At 46.4% G+C, this 23527-nt stretch carries 21 protein-coding genes; 13 read left to right on the forward strand and 8 right to left on the reverse strand.

Annotation, left to right across the window (positions count from 1 at the left end):
- Positions 1-11 precede the first annotated feature (11 nt).
- The 4 genes from rpoN to K339_RS0113070 all read left to right on the forward strand — a co-directional run bounded on the left by rpoN (position 12) and on the right by K339_RS0113070 (position 3756).
- A complete protein-coding gene (gene rpoN, locus K339_RS0113055) occupies positions 12-1439 on the forward strand; it encodes an RNA polymerase factor sigma-54 (protein ID WP_028523983.1) in 1428 nt (475 codons plus the stop codon).
- A 75-nt stretch (positions 1440-1514) separates the two neighbouring features.
- Positions 1515-1817, forward strand: a complete 303-nt coding sequence (locus K339_RS0113060; RefSeq protein WP_028523984.1) for a Dabb family protein — start codon at positions 1515-1517, stop codon at positions 1815-1817.
- Positions 1798-2688 (forward strand): AraC family transcriptional regulator, encoded by an 891-nt coding sequence (locus tag K339_RS35945; RefSeq protein ID WP_084332203.1) that lies wholly within the window; start codon positions 1798-1800, stop codon positions 2686-2688. Before K339_RS0113060 ends, K339_RS35945 begins: the two co-directional genes overlap by 20 nt.
- A gap of 114 nt (positions 2689-2802) precedes the next feature.
- The gene (locus tag K339_RS0113070; RefSeq protein WP_028523985.1) at positions 2803-3756 is read left to right on the forward strand and encodes a VOC family protein; all 954 of its coding nucleotides are present in this window, start codon (positions 2803-2805) and stop codon (positions 3754-3756) included.
- A 4-nt stretch (positions 3757-3760) separates the two neighbouring features.
- Here the strand turns inward: K339_RS0113070 and K339_RS0113075 are convergent, their stop codons facing one another.
- Entirely contained in the window at positions 3761-4891 is a 1131-nt protein-coding gene (locus tag K339_RS0113075; protein WP_028523986.1) for a trypsin-like peptidase domain-containing protein, read from the reverse strand.
- 267 nt (positions 4892-5158) lie between these two features.
- Between K339_RS0113075 and K339_RS0113080 the strand changes: the two genes are divergently transcribed.
- Positions 5159-6019, forward strand: a complete 861-nt coding sequence (locus K339_RS0113080; protein ID WP_028523987.1) for an inositol oxygenase family protein — start codon at positions 5159-5161, stop codon at positions 6017-6019.
- A gap of 50 nt (positions 6020-6069) precedes the next feature.
- On the opposite strand, the gene K339_RS0113085 is transcribed toward K339_RS0113080, so the two are convergent.
- Positions 6070-7818, reverse strand: a complete 1749-nt coding sequence (locus K339_RS0113085; protein ID WP_028523988.1) for a hypothetical protein — start codon at positions 7816-7818, stop codon at positions 6070-6072.
- 57 nt (positions 7819-7875) lie between these two features.
- Complete coding sequence (locus K339_RS0113090; protein WP_028523989.1) at positions 7876-8832, reverse strand: bifunctional helix-turn-helix transcriptional regulator/GNAT family N-acetyltransferase; 957 nt, start codon at positions 8830-8832, stop codon at positions 7876-7878.
- Between the two features lie 210 nt (positions 8833-9042).
- Here K339_RS0113090 and K339_RS0113100 point away from each other — a divergent pair, with 210 nt between their 5' ends.
- The 3 genes from K339_RS0113100 (at position 9043) to K339_RS0113110 (ending at position 11616) form a co-directional block, all read left to right on the forward strand.
- Complete coding sequence (locus tag K339_RS0113100; protein ID WP_028523991.1) at positions 9043-10020, forward strand: VOC family protein; 978 nt, start codon at positions 9043-9045, stop codon at positions 10018-10020.
- Positions 10021-10114: 94 nt separating this feature from the next.
- On the forward strand, positions 10115-10741 hold the full coding sequence (locus K339_RS0113105) for an alpha/beta hydrolase (RefSeq protein ID WP_028523992.1): 627 nt from the start codon (positions 10115-10117) through the stop codon (positions 10739-10741).
- Complete coding sequence (locus tag K339_RS0113110) at positions 10738-11616, forward strand: pirin family protein (protein WP_037300290.1); 879 nt, start codon at positions 10738-10740, stop codon at positions 11614-11616. Before K339_RS0113105 ends, K339_RS0113110 begins: the two co-directional genes overlap by 4 nt.
- 103 nt (positions 11617-11719) lie before the next feature.
- On the opposite strand, the gene K339_RS0113115 is transcribed toward K339_RS0113110, so the two are convergent.
- Positions 11720-12967, reverse strand: a complete 1248-nt coding sequence (locus tag K339_RS0113115) for an RNA polymerase sigma factor (protein WP_028523994.1) — start codon at positions 12965-12967, stop codon at positions 11720-11722.
- A gap of 7 nt (positions 12968-12974) precedes the next feature.
- Positions 12975-13328, reverse strand: coding sequence for a YciI family protein (locus tag K339_RS0113120; protein ID WP_028523995.1), 354 nt, complete (start codon positions 13326-13328; stop codon positions 12975-12977).
- Positions 13329-13520: 192 nt separating this feature from the next.
- On the opposite strand from K339_RS0113120, the gene K339_RS0113125 reads away from it, so the two are divergent.
- From K339_RS0113125 to K339_RS0113145, 5 genes are all read left to right on the forward strand, one after another.
- Positions 13521-14039, forward strand: coding sequence for a YdeI/OmpD-associated family protein (locus K339_RS0113125; protein WP_028523996.1), 519 nt, complete (start codon positions 13521-13523; stop codon positions 14037-14039).
- A gap of 74 nt (positions 14040-14113) precedes the next feature.
- Entirely contained in the window at positions 14114-14455 is a 342-nt protein-coding gene (locus K339_RS0113130; RefSeq protein ID WP_028523997.1) for an MmcQ/YjbR family DNA-binding protein, read from the forward strand.
- Positions 14456-14476: 21 nt separating this feature from the next.
- Positions 14477-15001, forward strand: coding sequence for a dihydrofolate reductase family protein (locus K339_RS0113135; RefSeq protein ID WP_028523998.1), 525 nt, complete (start codon positions 14477-14479; stop codon positions 14999-15001).
- A gap of 65 nt (positions 15002-15066) precedes the next feature.
- Positions 15067-16257 carry a cytochrome-c peroxidase gene (locus K339_RS0113140; protein WP_028523999.1) on the forward strand — a complete coding sequence of 397 codons (1191 nt, stop codon included), beginning with the start codon at positions 15067-15069 and terminating at the stop codon, positions 16255-16257.
- A 43-nt stretch (positions 16258-16300) separates the two neighbouring features.
- Positions 16301-17392: an acyltransferase family protein gene (locus tag K339_RS0113145; protein ID WP_028524000.1), complete on the forward strand. Its 1092-nt coding sequence runs from the start codon at positions 16301-16303 to the stop codon at positions 17390-17392.
- 45 nt (positions 17393-17437) lie between these two features.
- Here the strand turns inward: K339_RS0113145 and K339_RS0113150 are convergent, their stop codons facing one another.
- The 3 genes from K339_RS0113150 to K339_RS0113165 all read right to left on the reverse strand — a co-directional run bounded on the left by K339_RS0113150 (position 17438) and on the right by K339_RS0113165 (position 23504).
- On the reverse strand, positions 17438-18091 hold the full coding sequence (locus K339_RS0113150; protein ID WP_157607586.1) for a hypothetical protein: 654 nt from the start codon (positions 18089-18091) through the stop codon (positions 17438-17440).
- 122 nt (positions 18092-18213) lie between these two features.
- The gene (locus K339_RS0113155; RefSeq protein ID WP_028524002.1) at positions 18214-21969 is read right to left on the reverse strand and encodes a PVC-type heme-binding CxxCH protein; all 3756 of its coding nucleotides are present in this window, start codon (positions 21967-21969) and stop codon (positions 18214-18216) included.
- Between the two features lie 413 nt (positions 21970-22382).
- Positions 22383-23504, reverse strand: a complete 1122-nt coding sequence (locus K339_RS0113165) for a Gfo/Idh/MocA family protein (protein ID WP_028524004.1) — start codon at positions 23502-23504, stop codon at positions 22383-22385.
- Positions 23505-23527: the final 23 nt, after the last annotated feature.

Raw genomic sequence — 23527 nt, forward strand, 5'->3', positions numbered from 1 at the left:
AACAGCCAGCTATGTTAAATTTAGTTCAGACACAGAAACAATCACTAAAAATATCTCCAGCGCAGATACAGTTGCTCAATTTTTTGCAACTCAATACCCTTGAGTTGGAGCAACATATCAAAAATGAGCTGGAGGAAAATCCTTTTTTAGACGAAGGGAATGAAGACTCGGCAGACGACGATTGGGACAATGCCGCCGAGGGTGGTGTCAGTGACCGTGGCGATGACCGTACCCAAGATTACATGGACTGGGATGAGTTTAGAGACGATGATGTGCCTGATTACAAAACACGGGTCAATAATTATTCCGACGACGATACCACTTATACCCCTGCGATAGTTGAAAATGTTTCTTGGCGACAAGAGTTAAAGGAACAGTTTCACTTGCTTTTGCTGACGGAGCGGCAACAGATTTTATCCGATTTTTTGGTAGATTCCCTGACCGACGAAGGATATTTGACTTATACCGCAGAGGCGCTGGCAGATGATGTTTCGTTTACGAGCGGAATTTACGTGGAAGTCGCCGAAATGATGGAGTTGATTGACCTGCTACGCCACATGGAGCCTGCGGGGTTAGGTGCCAAAAACCTACAAGATTGTTTGTTGTTGCAGCTGGAGCGTCGGGAAGAACCAGATGCCATCTTGGCGCGCGAATTGGTCAAGAAACACTTTGATGACTTGGCGGGACGGAGCTACGAAAAGCTCATGAAGGGGCTCGGAATCAATGCCAACCAACTAAAAGAAGTCCTAGGACTGATTGCCACCCTAAATCCGCAACCCGTAACGACCAACAACCAAGCGGAGGTTTTGGGCGTCAAAGACAACATTGTGCCCGATTATGTGGTGATTGTCGATGGGGATTTGATTGAAGTAGAACTGAACAATCGACGCATTCCGCCGCTGAAAATCAACAAATCATACACCCATGACTTGGGAAAATCAAGGGCGGCCAATACGTACGTTAATTCCAAAATAAACGCCGCCAACTGGCTCATTGATGCGATCCAGCAGCGTCAAAATACGATGTTGAAGTCGATGCGTACGATTGTGAAATTGCAGGAAGACTATTTCCGAACGGGAGATGTACGGATGCTCAAACCGATGGTGCTTCGCGACGTGGCCGAACGGATTCAGATGGATGTATCGACGATTTCGAGGGTGACCAGCGGTAAATACGCCCAAACGCCTTTTGGCGTCATTCACCTCAAAGATTTGTTTACGGAGGGTGTTAAAACCGACTCGGGTGAGGAAGTATCGAATCGGCAGATTCAATTGGCTTTGGCTGAGTTGGTAGCACAAGAAGACAAACAAAGCCCACTAAACGATTTTCAACTGGCCGAACTGTTAGCGGAAAAAGGGTATCCCGTGGCCCGCCGAACCGTGGCCAAATACCGCGAACAACTTGACATTCCGACGGCTTCGTTACGCCGAACTTTATAGAAAAAAGGTAAAAAAACGTATTTTTAGCCTTCTATTGCCAATTGTGTAATAACCCAACTAATAACTCCTAAACGCATGTTTGTTCATCACGTATTCTTTTTCTTAAACAACCCTGATAGTGCCGCTGACCGCGAGGCGCTTGTGGCAGGTTTGCAAACCTTGACGTCGATTGAAGGCGTAAAATTAGCCCACATTGGCAAAGTTGCCGACACGCACCGTGGGGTTATCGACCGTTCGTATTCGGTGTCGTGGTTGATGCTTTTTGATACCAAAGAAGCGCAAGACGTTTATCAAGACCACCCCGTTCACCACAAATTTGTGGAAAACTGCGCGCATTTGTGGGAAAAGGTCATCGTGTATGATTCAGATGATGTCTGAGAAAGAACCCGTCCACATTCGGCAAGCGCACCTTTCGGTTCCGTTTGTGTATCGGACGATGCAGGAGGTCGAAGAACGGCGCAACCAAACGCCCGATTTGCCCCACCGCCACGATTACTTTACGGTATTGGTGGTAGAAGAAGCCGAAGGAACGCACCAAATTGATTTTACGAATTATCCGCTACGGCCCAACACCGTCTATTTTGTGTCGCCTGAGCAAATTCACCACGTGACCCTGACGCAACCCGCGCCGCGCGGTCACGTGGTGTTGTTTCGTCCCGATTTTCTTCAAAATTATAGCATTGCTCCCGCGCAGTTGTACGACATGGATTTGTTTTTCAACTGCGACGAATCGCGTCCCATCGAACTGACAACCGCCGAAATGCGTCAACTTCAACCGTTTCTGTCGGCCATTGCCAACGAAGTGGCGGAGTCAAATCTGCAAAAATGGGAGGCCGTGGGAGCGTGGTTAAAACTGTTTTTAGTGCAGTGCAAACGTTTCAAAGCGGCCAACTATTTGCCCAATAAACCCCTCGACAAGCGTAAATCGGAAATTGTGAAGCAGTTTAAAAACGATGTGGAGCAGTTTTTTAAGCAGTTTCACAAAGTGGGTGATTATGCCGACCGACAACTGCTAACGGCCAATCACCTCAACGACGTTATCAAAGCTGAAACGGGGACGTCGGCCAAGGACTTTATCCAAAATCGTTTGGTACTAGAAGCAAAGCGCTTGGCGCGTTATTCCGAATTAAGTGCCAAAGAGATAGCATATCGGCTTGGGTACGAAGATGTTGCTCATTTTAGCAAGGTTTTTAAAAAAGCTGAAAATGTGGCCTTTACTGAGTTTAGAACTAATATCTCGAAATTTTAGAACAAACTAACCTCCCGAAAGTTTTGAACTTTCGGGAGGTTTTGCCCGAAATTTTAGAACAAATCAACCTTCCAAAAATCCTGAAACTTTCGGGAGGTTTTGCCCCAATCTCTTATGAAAACGCAAGAATTACTCAAAGGACTTCACCACGTCACGGCTACCGTAAACGATGCGCAGGAAGACTATGATTTTTATACCAAAATCCTTGGACTTCGTTTGGTCAAAAAGACCGTCAATTTTGATAATAATTCGGTGTATCACTTTTACTACGCCGACCAAGTAGGTACGCCTGGTACCGTTTTCACCACTTTTCCGTACAAAGGTCAAGGCGTGCGGGTAGGTGAAGAAGGAACGGGTTTGATTATTGCCACCGCTTTTTCGGTGCCAAGTACAGCATTGGCATTTTGGTCGGAACGGTTGACCGAAAATGGCTTTGTCGTTACCGCTTCGCAGCGGTTTGGGCAGGAAGTTCGTTGGTTTCGCGACCCGTCGGGCTTGCAGTTGGAATTGATTGCGGATGACACTGACACCCGTGCGCCCTACGTGACGAAAGAAGTTTCGGCAGAAGTAGGGATTCGAGGGATTCACCACGTGACGTTATGGGTGGCAGCGAGCGATTGGGACGTACTTCGCACGTTTTTGACTTCCGAAATGAACATGGCCGAAATTGGGCAGGAAGGCGAGCGTATTCGCTTGAAAGTCAACGAAGGAGGAGCGGGGAGTTGCCTTGAGATTGTTCGGGCAGCGGCGGATGCACCACGCGGCAAAAACGGCTTGGGCACAGTTCACCACGTCGCTTGGAAAGTCGAAACGTTTGAAGCGTTATTGGCTTTGCGTCATCGGTTGGTGGAGGAATTGGGAATGCAAGTAACCGAAGTGCGCGACCGCAAATATTTTCGTTCGATTTACTTCCGAGTGCCTTCGCATCAGCTCTTTGAGGTGGCCACCATCCCGCCAGGATTTGCGGTGGATGAGTCGGAAGAAGAACTAGGTACGCACCTCATGCTGCCCGACGACAAAGAAGCAAACCGCGCGGCGATTGAAGCGGTATTGCCTGTGTTGCATTAGATTCTCATAGTTTTTGAAGTGCTTCTTTTGCAGTTTTATTGGTAGGGTTTAATTGAAGTGATTGCTCAAAAGCTTGGCGTGCTTGTGCTTTTTTGCCCGATTTCTCGTACGCCATACCCAATAAGTTGTAGGTATTAAAACTCCACGGAAATACTTCTAAACTGAGTTGATAAATACGAACAGCTTCGTTGGGTTTCTGAGAATTTACCAATTCATTACCTAGCTTATTCAATTGTTCTGAGCTGAAATCATAGCTAAAGTGATCTTGGTCGTTGCGATACAAACGGTAGAAATGATTGACAGTAGCTTCAAGACCTTCCTTGGCCAGAAGAGGACGCAGATGCTCGTCAATGGGAAGCAAAGGTTGATTCAGATTGGGTGATTTTTCAATTACTTTTTGCAAATAACGAGTTGATAAACCATAAAAAGCAGGTTGTCCCGTTAAGCGATTTGCTGAAGAACCACCCAAAATCCCGATTAGTTGACCATTTTTATCAATAATAGGTGAGCCGCTCGCGCCGCCTACTTGTTGAGTAGTATCTGTGCTAATAAGAATTCTATTACCCATGGTTTCAATTACGTGGCCTTCGTATATAACGCATCCTTTTTCTTTATAAGGGCAAGCAAAAATGTAAGTGGGTTCCCCTTTGATCACGGGGCTGTACCTTGGCTTGAGGGGTTGGAGGTTGGGCGATACATACTTAGTCGAAAATACCAGCCAGTCTCGTTGGGTAATAGACGAATGTTTACCTTCTAATATCTCGGTGGTGTCAGTATTCAGTAGTGACTCAATCACGACCGAATCAGCTGGGTTATTTTTAGGGTGCATAAGCCACTTTTGAAGATTATTCTTCAAAGCGACAGTGTGCATGTTTTTCATTTTGGCAATCCACAATACATGTTTCGCCGTCACAGCCAACGTGTCTTTACCTGTATCAATCAGGAAACCAGTAGCGGCGTATTGAAAGGACGGATGGACGTATTGTTCTCCGTTTTTGTACCAAACTTCGTTGATTAAAGCGATGGCTGGCCATTGATTTTTGGGGCGATTCATCCAAGGTGCTTTGGATTGAGCCAACAGATAGTTGCACTGACAACAAAGCACAAAGAACATGAGATAGCGAGGAATATTCATCGTTTTTTTTATTGAATTTTACAGATGCAAAGGAAACCCCTTCGCTAAAACGAAGCGCCAAATGTTTGTAAAACTATGTTAAGGAGTTGTAAAAGTTTGAATGTGGGAAGTAAAACCTGAAATCGTGCGTTATTTTAAATAATTACAAACGTTTGCATTGAAAAATAACTCAGTGCCATTATTTTGTAGAAAAATTATATTTTATACTTGCAATGGAAAGAACCCATCGGGGTGTAGTGTGCATCAAATATTCTTAACAACATAAAAATGGAAAATGTAAATCCAACACCGCTTCAAAGCCTGGAAGATTGGGAAGACGACGTACTCGAACGCTACCCAGAACCTGGCACAAAAGCCAAGGATGATTATCGCAACTATGAGGATTCTGAACGGGTAAATACCGTTAGAGAGTTCTATCGTTTGAACCACACCTATCAAACTTACGATTTTGTGGTAGAAAAAGAGCGCGAATTTTTGGCGTTCAACAAACGCGAAATGTCCATTTGGGATGCCGTTGCGTTTTTGAACACCTTGGTGGACGACTCGGACCCAGACACTGATTTGGATCAGCTTCAACACTTACTCCAAACGTCAGAAGCAATTCGCCAAGATGGGCACCCTGATTGGTTTGTTTTGACGGGTTTTATGCACGATTTGGGTAAAGTTCTTTGCCTTTTTGGTGAGCCACAATGGGCGGTGGTTGGTGATACTTTCCCTGTGGGTTGCAAACACTCGGATCGCATCGTTTATCCTGAGTTTTTTGATTTGAATCCCGATAGCAGAGACGCACGTTTTAATACAAAATATGGTATTTATGAGCCAAACTGCGGTTTGGACAACGTAAAATTGAGCTGGGGACATGATGAGTATATCTACCAAATCATGAAAAACTACATTCCTGAAGAAGGATTGTACATGCTCCGTTATCACTCATTTTATTCGCAGCACCGCGAAGGTGCTTACGACCACTTGATGAGTAAGCACGACCACAAAATGTTTGAGTGGGTAAACAAATTTAATCCGTACGATTTGTACTCAAAAGTGCCTTATCCGCCAAACGTACAAGAGTTGAAACCATACTACGAAGACTTGGTAGCCAAATATTTGCCAAGTACTTTGAAGTTCTAATACAGGTATTTGAGGGCTGCTTTCCAACGAAAGCAGCCTCTCTTTTTTTATCAGTAAATTTCTAGTGTGTGTTGAAACGGGCAGAGGGCCGTTAGAAATACATAGCGTCCATTGGTGCGGAGTGTTCCAAAATGGGTACTGTACAACTCTCCTTCTAAGCCTCGGATAGATTCGTGTTTTTTGACGCCAGGGCCAAACGTGATGGTGTCATTTCCTGCTTTAAATTGGCCATAACCTTCGGGTAAAAAATGGTCGGCAGGGTTGGTAGATGAAGGAATGCAGTGGGCTAATTCTCCTTGTTCGTGAAAACACAGTTCCACCACTACCCGCACGCCTTCTGGCCCGTTTACGGTCAAGTGGAGGAGTTGTTTTTGGTCTTTTTCTTCGTAAATAATCTCCGTCTGTAAGGTTTGGACGTTGCTAACGGGGCGGTGTTCAAAATCCATTTTGTTCCAAAAACGACCATCGGTACTTTGGGATAACTGGTAATCGCCGTCGGCTTTTTTGTAGGCATCGGGCAAAGGCTGGTAATAAGGAGCCTCAATCGTTTGCCCAATTCGGTACCCTTTCGCCGTTTTTTCAATTCCTTTTCCCCGAAAATAGCCTGTACTAAAAAAAGACGTGGAAAGCCGAACGTGTTTTAGGATGGCTTGGCCTTTGCGATACGCAAAAAAGTTGGGGTTGGTCGAGCGTCCCGAAGCCACTTGAATCGGCCAATCGGCACCCGCAAAAAGGTAAAGGCTTTCGTTGTTTTTTCGTTTGCGTACAAGGGAAATTTCGTCAAATTTTTTCTCGTAAACCAAAGGCAAAGTACCGCTGGTAGGGGTTTTCTTCAACAGCGGATTTTCAAGCACATAGTAGAGCAAATCTTTCTCCACCGTTTCTTGAAAATTGGGCATGGTTTCAATAAACTGCACCATACCGCCAAAAAGCGGGTCGTTTTGCTGAATCGCCATGTACCGATAGTGTACATAAAACTCGGTGATGAGGCGTAGCATAAAAGCATCTTGGCGGCGCGACTGCACCGTTACCATGTCGCCGTTGGGTTCCATGCAATAGTAGAGCCATGTGAGGTTTTTCTTCACTTTTTCGAGCAGCTCGGTTTTGCCGCCGTATTGCGCCATAAAAATTAGCGAGCGGTTGACTACCTCCGCGTACGTAACGCTTCGTTCAAGATAAACCCCATCTTTGTCCTGAAACACCACTTCCGAAAGCCATTCGTTCATCCGATTGGCATACGAAGGGTTGGGAAACAAACTGTTGGCTTTGGCGAGGGCGGCACTTACTACCCAGCGGTGGTTGGGCGTATGAACTCCACCGACAACCAATTGAGCACACGCTTTTTGAATAAACGCTTGCAGGCGTCCAAAAATCGACTGGAGCGAGGGTTCATTTTTGATAATACGGGCTGCCGCACAAAGTGGATCAATGATAAAAGCGGTGTCTGGTGGAGAGGAAAGATTACCGAAGTCGAGCGTACCGTCGGCTTTTTGTTCTTTCTCCAAAAAGGACACGATTTTTTCCATCATTCCCCCCACTTCTGATTGACGAAAATAACGTGAAGTAGGCTCGACGTACCCCGCCGATAAATTGGCCAAGTCAAACCCTAAACTCCGCCGAAGTTGCTTGATGGGTTGGTTTAAAACAAGCGCTAGTCGGGCTATTTCTTTGGCATTGGCTTCCACGATTTTTTTGTAAAAATCGCCTTCTGCATCATACTTCAAAAAGGCTATCTCTTGCAAAAGTGGGGCACTGCATCCCACCACGGAAAGTTGCTTGATAAAGGTCTTGCGGTTCATGGAGCTTGTACGAGAATCTTGTATTGATTAAGTACAAAAGTGCCAAACGCAAAAATCTTACCCCAGCCACAATTCCATCGCGACGTCGGCGCGGGAGTAGGGTGAGCTGAAGTCTTTGACGGTTTTGAATCCTAATTTTTGGTACAGGTTGAGGGCGGGAAGCAGGCGCGAATTGGTTTCCAAGTACAAACGCTTCAAGCCCATCTGCTGTGCGTGTTCGATTATGGATTGGCCTAATAATTCACCAATTCCTAGTCCTTTGGCATTGGTATCCACACCCATTTTTGAGAGCTCCATGCAGTCGTCGGTCATGGGTTTTAGCGCCGAAGTACCCACAATTTGCCCTTGGTATTCGGCTAGGAGTACAATACCACCTTTTTTGATGTAAAACTTTTCGGGGTCTTCGAGTGATTCCATGTCCAAGGGCTCGACCTTAAAATAGCGCTCAATCCATTCGTAATTAATGCGTTTAAATGCTTCGCGGTGCGTAGCATTGGCAGGGTCAAAAGAGACAATGGTGACTTTGTTGCGTTCCCGTTGTTTTAGCCGCGATTTGATGCGCTCAGGAAGTGATTTTTTCAGAATAACTTGCTCGTATTCCATCAACGCCCGTAGTACGTCGGTTTCGCATTCGCTACGAACCTCATTCATGGTATCCTGTAAGTCGGCCAATAGCTCGTGCATCCGCTGGTTCATTTCATGCCCTTTTTCGGTCAACAAAACCACGGTTTCTCGTTTGTCGGTGGCTCCTTTTTGAGTTTCAAACAGCCCTGCTTTGGTCATTTCTTTTACCATCAAACTCACCCCCACGTGCGACTGACCGATGTATTCGGCGATTTTTGAGACGGTTTCGGCTTCGTTGTTTGCCACTGACAAAAAAACGGGAAACCATTTTACTTCCATTTCCATGCCGTACATCTGATACACTTGGGCCGATGCTTGTAGGCTCACTTCTCCGAGGCGGCGCATATAACTCCCAAGCGCCACGTAGCCTAAGGTACGATAAAAATCCATGCGACTATTATGTTTAAATATTTACGTAATTAATTACGTAAATAAAATAAATTGTCAGAATAAACGCAAGCAGCGGGAAGAATTTTGAGAAAAAAATAGCTTCCTTGATTTTGACAACGTATTCCTGTGTTTCGCCATTGAACGGCGTAGGGTTTTGCCTGACCTTTGTAGCATCAAAAACAACCCGAATAACAATAAACAAACAAGAACATGGAAACGACACAATTAATAAAAGGAATACACCACGTAACAGCCATCGCCGCTGACCCTCAACAAAACGTTGATTTTTACGTAGGTCTTTTGGGATTACGGTTGGTGAAAAAAACGGTCAATTTTGACGCGCCCGACGTATATCACTTTTACTACGGCGACGAAACAGGCAACGCAGGTAGCATTTTGACCTTCTTCCCGTTCGGAGCGGGGTCGCAAAAAGGCCGCCACGGTAAAGGACAAGCCGCTACCACCGCGTTTTCGATTCCGACTGCTGCCCTCGATTATTGGTTAAAACGTTTTGATCAATATGGCATTCTTTATAAAGCACCTCAACAACGTTTCAACGAAGTGGTGGTGTATTTTGAAGACCCCGATGGCTTAGGTTTGGAGTTGATTGCCAACGATACAGATTTTCGCCAAGGATTTACCTACGGTCACATTCCGCTTGAGTATTCGATTCGTGGATTTTGGGGCGTAGAACTTTGGGAAACGAGTTACGAACGCACCGAGGCTTTGTTAGCCAACTCGCTCAATTACGAGTTTATTGCGGAAACAGGCCCAAGACGTCGTTATGCGGCCAAAGGCAATGCAGGTGCGGGTCAGTACGTGGACATCGTTTGGGATAGCAATAATCGTTGGGGACTTGGAGGGGCAGGAACCGTTCACCACATCGCGTTCGATACGCCGACCGACGCTTCGCAGTTGGAAGTGAGAGAGGCCGTGATGTCGGCAGGGTTTATGCCTACCAATGTGCTTGACCGTCAGTATTTTCATTCGATTTACTTCCGCGAACCTGGTGGGGTATTGTTTGAAGTAGCTACCACGCCTCCAGGCTTTTTGTTGGACGAAGAAAAAGCTAATTTGGGGCAAGCCTTGAAATTACCTCCTTGGCAAGAACGTAACCGTGAGAAAATTGAGCAGTTGTTGCAACCTATTTCTCTCGAAGCGGTTTATAAAAAATACGGGATTGAGTAACCTCACGGCATCGGCCGTCCGACCTAAATCCCTCTCCTTTCTGGAGAGGGACTTTTCTTCCCTTGTGGAAAATAACTATTAACTGACAACAAAAATGCACAATATAAAAAATACGGTTTGGGCGGGTGTACCCCTTGACCAAGCCAAACGCGTACTCATTATGACCCACGGTCGCGGGGCAAGTGCTCAAAGTATTTTAAGCCTTGCCGCCGAATTGGCGGTCGATGGTTTTGCACTGGCTGCGCCCCAAGCGACGGGCAGTACGTGGTATCCGTACAGCTTTTTGGCGCCCGAAGCCCAAAACGAACCTGGGCTGTCTTCAGGATTAGCTGTCTTGAAAGAGCTGCTTGATACGGTAAAAGCAGCGGGAATACCGTCCGAAAATGTGTATTTTCTAGGGTTTTCGCAGGGAGCTTGTTTGACGTCCGAGTTTGTGGCACGCAACGCTCAACCGTTGGGAGGCGTCTTTATTTTGAGCGGTGGCGTTATTGGTGACAGTGTAAAAACGGAGCGATATACGGGTAATTTTGCGGGAACGCCCATCTTTTTGGGCTGTTCGGATGTGGATGCCCACGTACCTAAAGACCGTGTGCAAGCGAGTAGTGAGGTGTTTAGAACATTAGGTGCGACAGTGGTGGAAAAAATCTACCCGAATGCTCCGCACAGTATTTTTCAGGACGAAATTGACCACATCAATCAAATTTTAAATCTACAAAAATGAAAGCATTCAAAAGTATCGACTATACGTGGGTAGGCCGTCCGCAGCAAGTGGGCGACGGTTTTGTGGGACAAAGCATGATTCCGTCGCAGCGTTTCAGCGATTTTAGCCCTTTTTTGATGCTCGACCACCATGGGCCGATGCAGGTGAAACCGTCACCTGTACCCAAAGGAGTGGACGAACACCCCCACCGTGGCATTGAAACGGTGACGGTGGTATTCGACGGGGCATTGCAGCACCGCGATTCGGCAGGAAATAAAGGCGTTATTTTTGCGGGAGATGTGCAGTGGATGTCGGCGGCGTCGGGATTGGTTCACGAAGAAAAGCACGAAATTAATTTCTCGCGTCAAGGCGGAGTGCTTGATTTTGTGCAGTTGTGGGTCAATCTGCCGCGCGCTCACAAAATGGAAAAGCCACGTTACCAAGAACTCACTTCGGCGCAAATCCCGACCGTTCAACTCAATGACCAAACACAGTTGAGGGTGATTTCGGGGGAAATAGCGGGGGTAAAAGGCCCCGCACTGACCTACTCGCCCGTTCTTTTGGTAGAGGTAATTGTGAAAGGAAATACCGAATTTGACCTGCAATTGCCCGAAGGCTTCAACGTGGCCGTACACGTAGCGCGGGGAAGTGCGAGTTTCAATAACGAAAAACAACTTCCTGCGAAAAACATTGCCAAATTGAGCCAAAAAGGGGAGTGGGTAACCGTCACGGCACAGGGCGATGAAACTCGTTTGTTGATTTTAGGAGGCGAACCCATCAACGAACCGATTGTAAGCTATGGCCCGTTTGTGATGAACACCGAAGCCGAAATCAGGCAGACCTTGCAAGATTACCAATCGGGAAAAATGGGCTTTTTAGAGCCTGTGGACTACTAACGTGCGCCTGTGCGTCGGAGGTACTCACGTGTGTTGGGGCACTCATGCGCGTCGGGGTACTCATACCCCGACGACGCGTGTGAGAGAGGTTGCTCACAGCAACTCACAGCGCTTCTATTTTCTTCCAAATCAACTGCCATTCAGCTTTCGAAGTCGTGAGTTGGATGGCGGCTTCGTAATGGGCTTTGGCGGTGGCTTTTTGGGAAAGTTGGGCGTAAAAATCACCCAAAGCTACTTGGTAATACTGGTTTTTGGCCAAACTTGTCAGAGGCAATAAGGCATCAATGCCGCGCTGCGGGCCATCGGCAAAACCAATGGCGATGGCCTTGTTAAACTGCACCGTACTGCTGGGATTGATTTGCTCCAGCAACCGATACAGGTACGTGATGGCTTGCCAGTTGGTTTTTTCAAACGTCTCGGCGCGGGCGTGGTAGCTGGCAATGGCCGCTTCTAAGTGATACGAACTGATTTCGTCGCCGCGCGAGGCTTCATCGAGGTAGTAGATGCCCTGTTTAATAAGCTGAGGATGCCATTTTTGGCGGTTTTGGTGTGCCAGCAGCACAATATTTCCTTCTTCATCTTGGCGTGCTTCAAAGCGGGAGGCTTGAAAATACATCAGTGACAACAAAGCTGCTGTTTTGGGCAAAGCCGTGTAACGATGTTGGTATAACAAGGTTCCCAAACGAAGCGCTTCTTCACACAGGTCTTTTCTAATGAGCAGGTCGGGCGATTGAGAAGTATAACCTTCGTTGAAAAGCAAATAAATGGCCTTTAAAATAGCGTCCAAACGTGGTAGAAGTTCGTTGCCAGTAGGTACTTCCAGCTCGATGGGCGTACTACGGATTTTGTCTTTTACCCGATAAAGCCGTTTGTTGATGGTTTCGTCGTTCGACAAAAAAGCTTTGGCGATTTCGGGAATGCTCAGGCCACACAATGTCCTTAAAATAAGCGTGATTTGCGCTTCAGGAGGTAAACTAGGGTGACAACAAGCAAACATGATTCGAAGCTGACTGTCTTCGATTTCGTGCCCCAAAAAAAGCTGGTCGATGTGCTGCTGCATGGCTTGTTCCGATTGAAGTTGATGAGATAAATGTACACTGAGTTCGTCGTGCAGGCGTTCGCGACGAAGGCGGTCAAGCACCTTGTTTTTGGCCGTTGCGTACAACCAGCCCGTTGGGTTGTCGGGAATGCCGTGGACTTTCCAGTGTTGCATGGCTGCCAATAGGGTATCTTGTACGACATCGCGGGCGGTGTCGTAATTGGGAAAACCAAACAAACGGGTCAAGACGGCGAGCATCTTCCCCGACTCGTGCCGAAAAAGATGCTCCGCCAGTTGGTGAACCTCTGTCATTCAAAAATTACTCAAAGCTTTGGATTTGACGAACTTCCACACGCCCTTCTGATTCATAAATAGGGCAGCCTTTCGACAACTCGACGGCCTCGTCGATGCTGTCGGCCGTAAGGAGCATAAAGCCCCCAATGATTTCTTTGCCTTCTGTAAATGGCCCGTCGGTAATGACGTGGCTTGAGCCCGAAACCGTTTTGCCCGTTGGATAAAGCGCTTCCGTAGCAATCAACTTTCCTTGGGCCGCAATGCCCCCAATCCAATTGTTCCACTTTTGGATTTCGGCTTGGATGTCTTCAGGAGAAAGGTTGGCAAAAGCATCTTCCGCAGGGATAGCGTTCCAGAATGAAAACATGTACTTGTTCATGGTCGTAAATGTGTTTTAGTGATACGAAATAATTGAATTTGTACGAATGACGAACGGTCAGATGGAAACTGGACACAAGTGACAAAAAATTTTTATATATTTTTGAAAGTTGATTCACAATACTGACATAGGGTTGTCAGTAGAGGGTACTAAATTTGTATAGACTTAGCAAGTTTTGAAATACGGAAAACAATGATTGCATTTACTGTAGAACTACGCAAGTTTGACAAAAAAGGAGAAAAAACGGGCTGGACGTATATAGAAATTTTGCCCGAAATAGCCCATGAGTTAAACCCAAACGTAAAAGCATCGTACCGAGTGAAGGGAAAGCTGGACGATTTTGCCATCAAACTCGTAGCTATGCTACCGATGGGCGATGGAGGGTTTATTATTCCAATCAACGCAGAAATGCGTCGTGGCTTGCGTAAAAAAGAAGGAGCAGTGGTGAGCGTGCAACTGGAGATTGATACGGATGAATTGCCGCAATCGGCTGATTTACTGGCTTGTTTGGAGGATGAGCCCAAGGCGTTGGCGTATTTTAACAAATTGCCGCTTGGTCACCAAAACTATTACACAAAGTGGATAGAATCGGCAAAAACCATTGAGACAAAAACAAAACGAATTACGATGGCCGTCAGAGGAATGGCGATGGGTTTGGATTATGGGCAAACCCTGCGTTATTTTCGCGACCACGAATTTTCGGGAAGTTAATAACCGCGAAAGTAAACTTTCCGAAAGTTGGGAGCGCCCAAATTAACTTTCGGGAAGTGAAGTAAGTTGATAAAATGATAGACCTAGAAAAAGCGCATGAGGTATTGGTCAACATGCCAAATGCAAAAGAAGAAGCGCACTTTGACAAACCTGCGTATAAAATCAAAGGGAAGATTTTTGCGACTTTCAATATCGAAAACAAATGGGTGACGTTGAAGTTTACTCCTGAACAGCAAACAATTTTTTGCGAAGACGATGCCTTTTATCCCGTGCCTAATAAATGGGGACAGCTTGGATGGACACACGTGAGTTTGGATAAAGTAAGACTGACCGCTTTTGTGGAAGGTGTGAATACTTCCTATGAAAACATAGTAGCAATGAAAACAAAGAAACGAGTGGAAAAGCCCACTCAGTAAAGCAGAAAAAACCCTAACGATATGAGAAAAGTTATTTTAGGTCTTGCCATGAGTTTGGACGGGTATATCGAAGGCCCCAACGGAGAGTACGACTGGTGCTTTACGGACCAGGACTATGGACTGAATGAATTTTTTAAACGGATTGATGCGGTGTTTGTGGGTCGTAAAACTTACCAAATGGCGTTGACCAACGAAGGCGAAACCGCTTGGATGCCTAAAGTAACCGAATACGTGTTCTCGAATACGTTGCCTGACTTTAAACTCGAACGCAAAAAACTTATCAAAGGCGACATCGAACGGCAAGTGCGTACCATCAAATCGTTGCCTGGAAAAGATATATGGCTTTTTGGCGGCGCAGAACTGGCCAGTAGCCTCATGAATTTGGGGTTGGTGGACGAGGTTTGGCTTTCTATTCACCCCATAGTATTGGGCGCTGGAAAACCGCTATTTAAAGAGTTGAAAGAACGTAAATGGTTGACCCTCGTCGATTCTAAAGTATATGAAAGTGGCTTAGTGTCGCTTCGTTATAAAATGAGTTGGGACTAATTTCAATCCATTAGGTTTGACGTAGGTCATACCTTTCTAAAGATAGAAATAGTAGTTTTGCTCACATGATACTACGACAACTTTGGAAAGGCTTGCTGCTGGGGCTTTGGGTAGTAACCCTAAGCTGTGCAACGCATGAACAAACGCAAACTGATACTCAAAAAAAGGAAGTACCTGACGATAGTACGCGGCTGGCGGCTTTGCCTACGGGTGTGCCTACCCCCGCCGACAATTCCATCACACCCGAAAAAGTTGCTTTGGGGCGATTGCTGTTTTTTGACCCCATTTTGTCGGGTCACAAAGACGTGGCTTGTGCGACCTGTCATCAGCCAGAATTTGGCTTTGCCGAAAGTTTGGAAATTTCGATTGGGGTCAATGGTCACGGAATGGGAAGCAAACGTGCTTTTCGGACGCCCAACGATATTCCTTTTGTCAAGCGAAATTCACAAACGGTTCTTAACGCCGCTTTCAATGGCATTCGCGAAAATGGCCGCGTTGAGGCGAGTATCGCGCCCATGTTTTGGGACTTGCGGGCAAAAGGTTTGGAAGCGCAAGCGCTCGAACCTATCAAATCGTTGGAAGAAATGCGGGGACATCGTTATCCCAAAGAAGCGGCGTTGGATAGTGTAATTAAACGCCTCCTCGCCAATGCTGAATACCGTTTGTTGTTCCAAAAAGCGTTTGGTTCTAAAGATTCCATCACAAACCGTACCCTCGGGCAAGCGATTGCGGCTTACGAACGAACGCTCGTTGGGGGCAATTCTCGTTTTGACCAATACATGCGCGGCGACAATACCGCACTTTCTATCAACGAACGCGACGGGATGCAAGCGTTCCTTAAATCGGGCTGTGCAAAATGCCACAATGGCCCGATGTTATCGGATTACCAACTTCACACATTAGGCGTTCCTGACAACGAAAAACTTCCTGAAACGGATGCAGGCGTGGACAATCGTTACCGTTTTAGAACGCCCACTTTAAGAAACTTACGCTACACCGCTCCCTACATGCACAGCGGAAAACTCCGTACGCTCGAACACGTTTTGGAGTTTTATGAGGACTTGTCGGGAGACAAAATTCGTAACCCCAAAGTGAGCAAAGCACAGCTTGACCCGTTGCTAAATTCATTGAAAGTCAGCTTTAAAGATATTTCAAACATCGTAGAATTTTTGAATACTCTTAATGACGAAGGGTTTGACCGTAGCACTCCCAAGCGCGTACCAAGCGGGCTAAAAGTGGCTGGAAATCTCAACTGAAACGGCTATCTTGCGTAGGTAAAATCCTTCATTGACCAACCCTATGCAAAACCGATTACTCTCGTTAGACGTGTTTCGCGGCCTGACCGTGGCTGCCATGATTTTGGTAAATAATCCAGGCGATTGGGGGCACGTCTATCCTCCTTTGCTCCATGCCCACTGGAACGGCTGCACGCCCACCGACCTTGTGTTTCCTTTCTTTTTGTTCATTGTTGGCGTTTCTATTGCGTTTGCAATGGGGAAAAACCCGCCTACGGTACTGAAAATTGCAAGACGAAGCGCGACGCTGTTTGGGTTGGGACTTTTTTTGAGCTTGTATCCAAAGTTTAATTTTGAAACGGTTCGAATTCCTGGGGTGCTCCAACGCATCGCTATTGTGTATTTTGTCTGTTCACTTCTTTACATTAAAACAACCCGTAAGACCCAAATCGGGCTGCTGGCGCTGGTGCTGCTGGCTTATTATGTGCTGATGACGTTTGTGCCTGTCCCTGGAGTTGGCTATGCGAATTTAGAACCTGAAACCAACTTGGGCGCTTGGGTGGATCGGACTATTTTGGGTACCAATCACTTGTGGAAAGCCGCCAAAGTATGGGATCCAGAAGGTATTTTTAGTACGATTCCTGCCGTAGGAACGGGGCTGCTGGGGGTATTGACAGGGCAATGGCTGCGAGTCGATAAGCCTGTGGCGGAGCGAATTGCGTGGTTGTTTGCTGCGGGGAATGGATTGGTTGTTGCAGGACTTATAGCAGACTTGTTTTTCCCAATCAACAAATCGTTGTGGACGAGTTCGTACGTGTTGTACGCGGGAGGCTGGGCCATGGTGGGGTTAGCACTTTGCTATTGGCTCATCGACGTCCAAGGGTATCGTAAGTGGACGACGCCTGTAGTCGCTTTTGGCGTGAATGCAATTACAGTTTTTTTCTTATCGGGCATTATTCCTCGGACGTTGGCACTGATAAAAATTGACACTCCCGAGGGGCCGGTAAGTTCGCAGTTGTGGATGCAGAAAAACTTGATAGGGGTGTGGTTTGTCAACGAATACAACGCTTCCTTAGCAGGGGCACTTACCTTCTTGGCGATTTGGTTTGTGATTTTGTACGTGATGTACAAGAAGGGGATTATTATAAAAGTGTAATAAAAAGCCCTTCCAAGTTTTCAAAACTTGGAAGGGTTAATAAAATCATTCTTTATGCCTAAGGTCATACTGTACTCCGAAGCCTACATTTATGTTTCTAACTTGTGTAGGCTGGGTAGATCTAAAGTTAACCATTCCTGCGGCTTTCAATCTTTCAGTTAGTTTAAATTGCAAACCAATACTTGCTGAATAACTGATACGAGGGAAAGAGTGCCTAATGAATTCTCTTATTTTTCTGTGCTTAGGTGGCAATGTTGGATTATTATTGTTTGCAACGATATAATAATAATGACCATCAAATGCTTGTAGTTTTAGGAAGGGGATAATTTTTTTATTGGAAAAATTAATTTGAATCTCTGGGATGAATGTACAACTAAAAGATCTAATCTTATAATAATTAATGGCTTTTGGAGTAGTAAAATATGCGTCAGCAATAAAGATTCCGCCAATTGCCACGTAATTACCTAAATTATAATGGATGGATGCCGCAACTCCAAATTGTGGTATAGCTAAAGATACTTTGCGCACAAAAATCTGTGGGGATAAGGTAATATTCCCTTTTTGGGCTTGTACGATAGATATGAAAGAAAATAAAATGACAAAGCAATAGGCTGTTTTGCGATACATATCGAATGTTTTTTGATAGGGTAGATAGTCACTTTCCTTTGTAAAAATCACTTTTATTTTTTTAATTAACAAATTGCTAGTTTTAAGTTGGTCGAATTAGAATATTTTGATTCTACCCATAGATAAAAATAAAAAGACCTTCCAAGTTTCAAAAACTTGGAAGGTCTAGACTACTATTTAAAGATAACAGCGCTTTACTTCGTAGCAGGCTTTGCTTCTTCTTTCACTACTTTCATTACGCCGTTCATGATGCGCCAGTGACCTGGGAACGTACAGATATACGGATAATTTCCTGGTTCAGTAGGGGCTGTAAACGTGAGGCGATACGACTGGTCAGGGTTGACCAAAGGCGTAAAGGCTACCACTTGAGGCAAGCTAGGAACGTAGTTTTTCTCAACCGCATCTTTTTGCGTAATCATCTTATCGGCGGCATTTCCGACAATATCCATCGCTTTAGGCTTCACAATCACGAGGTTGTGCTGCATCGCGTCAGGGTTGTCGAATACCAATTCCACGGGTTTTCCTGCAATGACCGTAAATTCTTTTAAGTCAAACTTCATCGCCTCTTTCACCGACTTGATTTTGATAACTTGTAAATTAGGGTCAACAGGTACAAGCGCATTAGCTCCAAACGATTCGACGATACCCGTAAATTTACCTTTCAAATCTTCAGGAATTCCGTCTTTGGCGCTGACAAGCAATAGTTTGTTGGCATCGCTGGTGGTTACTTTACGACGTGGATTCCAGCCGTTGACAATTCCCTTCAATACCGCATAACGAGCGTCATCGTCCAAGGTATTTGCTTTGGTAATCAACTCTAGGAGCGACTCTGGACTCAACGAGGTAGAAGAAGCGTAGCTGCGAGCAGCGCGCTCAAGGGCAAAGTCTGAAAGCTTGGCAGGGCGTTTTATGTCGAAAGTTTTGCTCAATGAGTTGTTCTTAACATCATCTTCTTCAGGAATGACATTGTCGCCATCGATGGTGGCGCTGATGCGCAATTTACCCGCTTGCTCGGCCGTAAAGCCCATGCGGCCTACCCACGGACCGTTGTTACTTTCCACCAACTGAATGGTTTCGCCCGCACCGATGCCATTTTTAAGTTGGTAACTTACGTAGTTGATTTTAAGCCCCAAACCTTCGATGCCTATTTTTACGACAGGAACCGTTGCTTTTGGAATGGCTACGCCTTTGTTGGTAATCTCAATTGTAATGCTTGCCGACTCGCGCACCGATGGCACCGCAGGATTGATGGTGATGTTGGTAATGGCCAAATCAGGCTTCGTAGCTCCAGCAGATGCTTGATTGCCAGCGCCGTGATTCATCGCGTGGTGGTCGTGGTTCATCGCGGCTTTGGGCTCGCTGCTCTTGGTTTCGGTACGTTGACCAACGGTGCGTTTAGCAAGGTAAGTTTGCATCAATTTTCCACCGTGGGCATTCAAAATAACCGAGAAAGCATCGGGCAACCAACGGTCATCGGCTTCGGTTGAGCTTTCAAAACGAGCTAATACCGCTTTCTCAACGTCAGACGTTAGGGGTGTTTCGGTAAATTTCAACAACGTGTTCAATACTACCAACGGCTCTGAATCATTGAGGGTGTTGTTATTGAGCAACGCTTGTGCAGTTGCATTTGTTGAAGGCAATACTTGTACGGCATTTTTACGCACGGCTGCACTTGGGTGCTTGAGTGCGCCTACTACAGCTTTGAGAACGTTATCGTCCGAGATAGCTCCTAATCCTTGCAATGCCCACAAAGCGTGAATTGCGGCTGGATTTAAACCAACTTCGTCCACCGAAGTGTCATTGATTAAAGCAATTAGCTGAGAAACAACGTCTTTGTTGCCACGTTCTACCAACATACGTTGAGCGTGGTTACGCCAAAACATATTGGTATTTTTAAGCGCTGCCACCAATTCTTGCGGGCGGTCTTTGCTGAGTGCCATTGGCGTATAAGCAGGAGCTTCTTTGTAGCCCACGCGGTAGATACGTCCGTGGGTGTAGTCGCGCAGGTCGGTTTCGTAGGCATTTCCTTTTCCGTTACCAAATCCCTGTGGAGTAGGGTTGTGCTGAATGATAAAGCTGTACCAGTCGGCTACCCAAACGGCACCGTCGGGCCCTACTTCGGCAAATACGGGTGAAAACCATTCGTCGGCACCCGCCATGAGGTTGAATGCTTCTTTGTCTTCGTAGTCCGTTCCACGTTTAACGAGCTGGTTTTGGTGCAATACGTGCCCCGTTGGCTCGGCTACAAACGCAATTTGATTCCAGTATTTTTTAGGGAAAGCACGTGCGGTGTAGAAATTGTGCCCAGCAGCGGCTGTAAATCCACCGAATACGTCCACCTGACGAATCCGTGGCGTGATAGGCTTCATGTCTTTGTGCGTGTCGGTACCACGGCTACCGTTGTCGCGGCCCATACCGAGGCTTCCCGTAAAGTAGCGGTGAGGAATGGCCATGTACCAGCCGTGCGAGTTGTTGGCAGTTGACCCAAACACGTCACCTGCCTCGTTGAAGCCCATACCCCACGTATTGTTAGAAGTACTGGTAATCCACTCCATTTTTGAACCATCGGGTTTGAAACGGAAAAGTGCTTGGCCAAACTTCAAGCTATCCGTATTTTCTTTCAACTTTCCTTCAAAACCTGAATAACCTACGCATCCCCAAATCCAGTTGTCGAAGCCATAGTGCAAGTTGCTAGGGCCTGCGTGCGTATCGCCCGTTCCGAAGCCTGAGAATAGGATTTTTCTTTCGTCTGCTTTATCGTCGCCATCGTTATCTTTCAAAAACAACATGTGAGGCGCTTGACTTACGATAAGTCCTCCGTTGGCAAACACCATCCCCGTTGGAATGCTTAGTCCTTCAGCAAAACGCGTGAACTTATCTGCTTTTCCGTCTTTGTCGGTGTCTTCACAAATCAAGATATAGTCTGTTCCGCCCGTGTCTTTACGTTCGTTGGGGTAATCTTTGGTAATAAGCACGTACAAACGGCCGCGCTCGTCCCAACTCATCGCGATGGGGTGCATCACATTGGGCTCTGAGGCAAATAAATCCAACGTAAAGTCAGCAGGAACTTGAATGTGCTTCATCGACTCCTGTGGCGACACAGGGTTTTGCTGGAGTTGTGGGCCAGGGCGTTTTTCGTAGTTAGGAAGTTTTGATTCTTTGTACGTAAACGGAAGTGGGTCGAGGGCGGCCAAATCTTTGACTGCTTGGTCTCCTACGGCCCAGCGGATTCCTTTTTCCAACAAAGTCATAAATTCGGGCTGACTCCACGTACGGTCGTCGTGCCCGTACGCCGTGTAGAAAATGCGGCCTTTGCCGTGCGTACGAACCCACGTGTAAGGCTCGGTTTTGGTGTTGGGCTTGTCTTTGTATTGGTCGGGCTGAATTTCACGCTCAGTCAACACGAGGTTGTCGGGCTGTAACTTGGTGTGAAGGTAGGTTTCGTCCAACGTTTTGAACATTTTAGATCCCATGATGGCAGGGTGGTTGGGATTGGTCCAAACGGGGCGAATCGTATCCCACGTATGGCGCCAAAATTGCCCTCCCATGATTTTTACCAACTCGTCCGAATTGCGGAAGCAATACGAGGCGCAGTGAACAGGGATAAAGCCTTTTCCGCTGGCGATGTAGTCCACCAACGCGCGTTCTTGGGGTTTGTTGATGGTATCCCAGTTGGCGTACAAAAGTACCCCGTCGTACTTGGCTAAGTTGGTCGCATTAAGGTCGTTGAGGTCATCAGAATAGGTAAAGTTGATGCCTTTTGCCCCCAGCGCTCCCATGATAGACGGCACGCGCTCGATGGGGCGGTGGTGGCCGTTGTCGCCCAGAAACAAGATTTCGATGCGGCGAGGCTTGGTCGCTTGTTGGGTTTGGGTCGTTTGTGTTGTCTTTTGCGTAGCACATTGCCACAACAAAATTGCCGACAAAACAATGGTTAGGAAACGTTTCATTGTATGGTTAAATGATTATTTGTTACTGAATAGTCTACAAATGTTTCGCCTCTCCGAGGCTTTTTGGATGTTTTTGTAATTGTTTTTTTCTACAAATGTTTCGCCTACAAACGTTTTGCCTCTCCGAGGCTTTTTTGATGTTTTTGTGGTTGTTTTTTTCTACAAATGTTTGGCCTACAAACGTTTTGCCTCTCCGAGGCTATTTTGATGTTTTTGTGGTTGTTATTTTCTACAAATGTTTGGCCTACAAACGTTTTGCCTCTCCGAGGCTTTTTGGATGTTTTTGTAATTGTTTTTTTCTACAAACGTTTTGCCTCTCCGAGGCTTTTTTGTTATTACTTTTTGTTTTTATAAATGTTTCGCCGCGCCTTGGCTTTGTGGCGCGGCGAAATAGTTTTTGCACTTAATATAATTTACGCATTAAAGAAATCAGGCAATTGTAGGAGTTTACCACCTTCCATGGCCGATTCGTGCGCAAGAATACCTACCGATGTCCAGTTGGCCGACTGTGCCGCATTCGGGAACGGATCGCGGTCGTCCACCAAAGCCATCAAAAACTCGTGCACCAAGTGCGGGTGAGAGCCACCGTGTCCTGCGCCCTGGGTAAACGAAAGGTGCGTATTTTCGGCAATGTCATACACTCCTTTGGTGGTAAAATCTTGGATTTCGGCGGGCAAAAGGTGCGCGTAATCTGGGGTAGCTACTCGCTCGGGGATTTCGTGCTCTTCTTTTTTCGCCGTGTGAATCACCGCCTCTTCGCCTTCGATGAGTGGCCATTCAAACGATTTTTTAGAGCCATACACCTCGAAACTTTCGCGGTACTGACGCGCTACGTCAAACAACGAACGATAGACGTACGCGCTCAAGTCGCTGTCTTTAAACTTGATGTGTGCCGACTCAACCGCGAAGGGAGAGTTGTGAATCTTGGCTAATTCTTCGCGGATAGTCCCCGAACCAAAACACGACACGTACTCGGCTTCTAATTTGAGCAAACCTGCCACAGGCCCTACGCAGTGCGTCGCGTAGTGCATCGGAGGCAATCCTGGCCAGTAGTCAGGCCAGCCGTCCATGTCTTGCTGGTGCGATGCCTTCAAGAACTGAACTTTCCCTAGTTCGCCTTTTTCGTACAATTCTTTGACAAACAAAAACTCGCGGGCATACACCACGGTCTCCATCATCATGTATTTTTTGCCCGTTTCTTTGACGGCTTTTACGATTTCCATGCACTCTTCTACGCTGGTAGCCATTGGAACCGTACAAGCGACGTGTTTTCCTGCGCGAAGCGCTTTTAAACTTTGTTCGGCGTGGTTAGGAATGGGCGAGTTGATGTGAACCGCGTCGATATTTGGGTCCTTGAGTAGCTCGTCGTAATCAGAATAGCGTACGTCAATGCCAAAAGCATCGCCGATGGCGTTGAGTTTTTCGACGTTACGTTGGCAAATGGCGTACATATTGGCGTTTGGGTGGCGCTGATAAATCGGAATAAATTCGGCACCAAAGCCCAGACCTACAATGGCAATGTTAATTTTTTTCATGGAAAAAACGTGTTGATTGGGTG

It is taken from the genome of Runella limosa DSM 17973 (assembly GCF_000482465.1).
Taxonomy (GTDB): Bacteria; Bacteroidota; Bacteroidia; order Cytophagales; family Spirosomataceae; genus Runella; species Runella limosa.